Genomic DNA, 3249 nt, shown 5'->3' on the forward strand with positions numbered 1-3249 from the left:
GGCGCACCGTGCTGGTGCGCAGCGACCTCAACGTCCCGCTGGACTCCTCCGGGGAGTCCCCCCGCATCACCGACGACGGTCGCATCCGCGCCTCGCTGCCCACGCTGCGCCGCCTGGCGGGCGCCGGGGCCAAGGTCGTCGTGCTCTCCCACCTGGGCCGTCCCAAGGGCGCCCCGGAGCCGAGGTACTCCCTGGCCCCCGTGCACGCCCGCCTCGCGCAGCTGCTGGAGGGCACCGAGGTCGCCTTCTCGCCGCAGACGGTGGGGCCCGAGGCCCGCGCCGCGGTGGAGGCCCTGCCGGCCGGCGGGGTGCTGCTGCTGGAGAACGTGCGCTTCCACGCCGGGGAGACCAGCAAGGACGACGCCGAGCGCGCCGCCTTCGCCGACGCCCTCGCGGAACTCGCCGACGCCTACGTCTCGGACGGTTTCGGCGCGGTGCACCGCAAGCACGCCAGCGTCTACGACGTCGCCCGGCGGCTGCCGCACGCCGCCGGTGGCCTCGTGGTGGCCGAGGTGGAGGTGCTGCGCCGCCTCACCTCCGCTCCCGAGCGCCCCTACGCCGTCGTGCTGGGCGGCTCGAAGGTCTCCGACAAGCTCGGTGTCATCGACAACCTGCTGGGCGAGCTGCTCACCGCCGGTGACCGCCTCCTCGTCGGCGGCGGGATGGTGTTCACGTTCCTCGCGGCCCAGGGCCACGGCGTGGGCAAGAGCCTGCTGGAGGCCGACCAGGTCGAACGCGTCGAGGGCTACCTGGCCACCGCCGCCGACAAGGGCGTGCAGGTGGTGCTGCCCACCGACGTGGTCGCCGCCGCCGCCTTCGCCGCCGACGCCGCCCACGACGTGGTCGCCGCCGACGCCATCCCCGCCGACCGCCTCGGCCTGGACATCGGCCCCGCCTCCGCCGCCGCCTTCGCCGCCGCCCTGGCCGATGCGCGCACCGTGTTCTGGAACGGGCCGATGGGCGTCTTCGAATTCGAGGCGTTCGCCGCCGGCACCCGGGCGGTGGCCGAGGCCATCACGCGGGTCCCGGGCCTGTCCGTCGTCGGCGGCGGGGACTCCGCCGCCGCGGTGCGCACGCTCGGCTTCGCCGACGACGCCTTCGGGCACATCTCCACCGGCGGCGGCGCCAGCCTGGAGTACCTGGAGGGCAAGACCCTGCCCGGCCTCGACGTCCTGGAGGACTGAACCCATGCCGACCACCGCACCGACGACCACCGGCCGAACCCCGCTGATCGCGGGCAACTGGAAGATGGTGCTCGACCACCAGTCGGGCACGGTGCTCGTGCAGAAGCTGGACTGGACGCTGAAGGACGCCAAGCACGACTTCACCGCCGTCGAGGTGGCCGTGCTGCCCTCGCACACCAGCCTGCGCTCGGTGCAGACCCTCATCGAGGGCGACCGCCTCGACATCGCCCTGGGCGCGCAGGACGTCTCCGCCCACGACTCCGGGGCCTACACCGGTGAGGTCTCCGGCGCGCAGCTGGCCAAGCTGGGCGTGCGCTACGTCGCGGTCGGGCACAGCGAGCGGCGCCAGTACCACGGCGAGGACGACGCCCTCGTCGCCGCCAAGGTGAAGGCGGCGCTGCGCCACGGTCTCGTGCCGATCCTCTGCGTCGGGGAGGCCCTGGACGTGCGCGCGGAGGGCCGGCACGTGGCGCACACCACCGCGCAGGTGCTGGCGGCCCTGGAGGGGCTGGAGGGCGTGCAGGTGGGCGGCCTCGTGGTGGCCTACGAGCCGGTGTGGGCCATCGGGACCGGTGAGGTCGCCACCCCCGAGGACGCCCAGGAGGTGTGCGCGGCGATCCGGGGCGCGATCGCCGAGCGCTTCGGTGCCGAGGCCGCCGCAGCCGTGCGGGTGCTCTACGGCGGCTCGGTGAAACCCGCCAGCATCGCCTCGATCATGGCCCAGGACGACGTGGACGGCGCGCTCGTCGGCGGTGCGAGCACCGACGCCGGCGACTTCGCCAGCATCGTGCGCTACCGCGAACACCCCGCCTGAGCCCCCCGCCCGAGCCCCCGCCCGAGCCCCCGCCCGAGCCCCCGCCAGGGGTACCTCCCCGGGCGGGGACCCCGAGGGCCGCGGGCCCGCGCACCGCAGCGCCACGGGCGGCTGCGGTGCGCGGGCGCGGGTGGCCTAAGCTCGGGAACCACCCCGCCCGCGCGGCCGGCGCGAGCCCCCACCGAGACGAAGGACGAGCGTGACCGTTCTGCGCATCGTGCTGCAGGTGCTGCTGGCCCTGTCGAGCCTGTTCCTGACCCTGCTGATCCTGCTGCACAAGGGCAAGGGCGGCGGGTTGTCGGACATGTTCGGCGGTGGCATCTCCTCCAGCCTCAGCGGCTCGAGCATGGCCGAGCGCAACCTCAACCGCTTCACGATCACCATCGCGCTGGTGTGGTCGGTCAGCATCGTCCTGCTGGGTCTCGTGCAGCGCTTCGAGCTGGAGAGCTGACCCGGCGGGCCCACCGCTGCGGGTGGGTCCACCGCCGTGGTGGGTCCACCGGTCCTGCACCGAGGGGCTGGTGCGTGCCTCTACCCTGTTCCCAGCCCGTTCCCAGGGCGGTGCGCTACGCACCGCCCCACCCACGCAGGACCGACCTGCACGACCGACGAGGAGCCCCCGTGGCCAGTGGCAACGCCATCCGAGGCAGCAGGGTCGGCGCCGGGCCGATGGGAGAGGCCGAGCGCGGCGACACCGCCCCGCGCATCCGCGTCTCCTACTGGTGCGCCAACGGGCACGAGACCCGGCCCAGCTTCGCCCAGGAGTCCGGGGTGGAGCCGCCGGAGACGTGGGACTGCCCGCGGTGCGGGTTCCCCGCCGGCACCGACCAGGACAACCCGCCGGCGCCGCCGCGCAACGAGCCGTACAAGACGCACCTGGCCTACGTGAAGGAGCGGCGCAGCGACGCCGACGGCGAGGCCATCCTCAACGAGGCCCTCGAGGGCCTGCGCAGGCGCGGTCTCATCCGCTGACGGCGCACCCAGCACGCGCAGGGCCCCGGACCGATCGGTCCGGGGCCCTGCGCGTGTCGTGGTGCTGCCGGCTCAGGTGGGCCCGCCGCGGGCCACGCTCAGCCCGCCCGGTCCGGCGGGTCGCCCGCCGCGGCCGCGTCGAGCAGCGCCCGCGTCGCCTCCCGCCCGGCGGCGCCCGCGGCGGGGACCGCGCTGACGTCGGCGCCACCCACCCCGGCGGCCACCGCGGCGGCCTTCTCCGCGCCGGCGGCCACCAGCCACACCTGCCGGGCCCGCCCG

General features: G+C 75.4%; 4 protein-coding genes and 1 pseudogene. 4 read left to right on the top strand and 1 reads right to left on the bottom strand.

Annotated features, from left to right (window positions below; genetic code table 11):
- From ABEB16_RS05145 to ABEB16_RS05160, 4 genes are all read left to right on the top strand, one after another.
- A partial coding sequence (locus ABEB16_RS05145; RefSeq protein WP_345711197.1) for a phosphoglycerate kinase occupies nt 1–1184 on the top strand: 1184 nt, incomplete at its 5' end.
- Nucleotides 1185–1188: 4 nt separating this feature from the next.
- A complete protein-coding gene (gene tpiA, locus ABEB16_RS05150) occupies nt 1189–1998 on the top strand; it encodes a triose-phosphate isomerase (protein ID WP_345711198.1) in 810 nt (269 codons plus the stop codon).
- Between the two features lie 199 nt (nt 1999–2197).
- Nucleotides 2198–2449: a preprotein translocase subunit SecG gene (gene secG, locus ABEB16_RS05155; RefSeq protein WP_345711199.1), complete on the top strand. Its 252-nt coding sequence runs from the start codon at nt 2198–2200 to the stop codon at nt 2447–2449.
- A gap of 170 nt (nt 2450–2619) precedes the next feature.
- The gene (locus ABEB16_RS05160; RefSeq protein WP_345711200.1) at nt 2620–2970 is read left to right on the top strand and encodes an RNA polymerase-binding protein RbpA; all 351 of its coding nucleotides are present in this window, start codon (nt 2620–2622) and stop codon (nt 2968–2970) included.
- A gap of 98 nt (nt 2971–3068) precedes the next feature.
- On the opposite strand, the pseudogene ABEB16_RS05165 reads toward ABEB16_RS05160, so the two are convergent.
- Nucleotides 3069–3249: pseudogene (locus ABEB16_RS05165) on the bottom strand (6-phosphogluconolactonase); the annotation flags it as partial.

Origin of the sequence: Kineococcus glutinatus, from assembly GCF_039542765.1 — a bacterium.
In the GTDB taxonomy this organism is placed as follows: Bacteria; Actinomycetota; Actinomycetes; order Actinomycetales; family Kineococcaceae; genus Kineococcus_A; species Kineococcus_A glutinatus.

Bases quoted from the DNA above. Each gene is read 5' to 3' on its own strand.
- tpiA (WP_345711198.1), top strand. From the start codon at position 1,189: ATGCCGACCACCGCACCGACGACCACCGGCCGAACCCCGCTGATCGCG.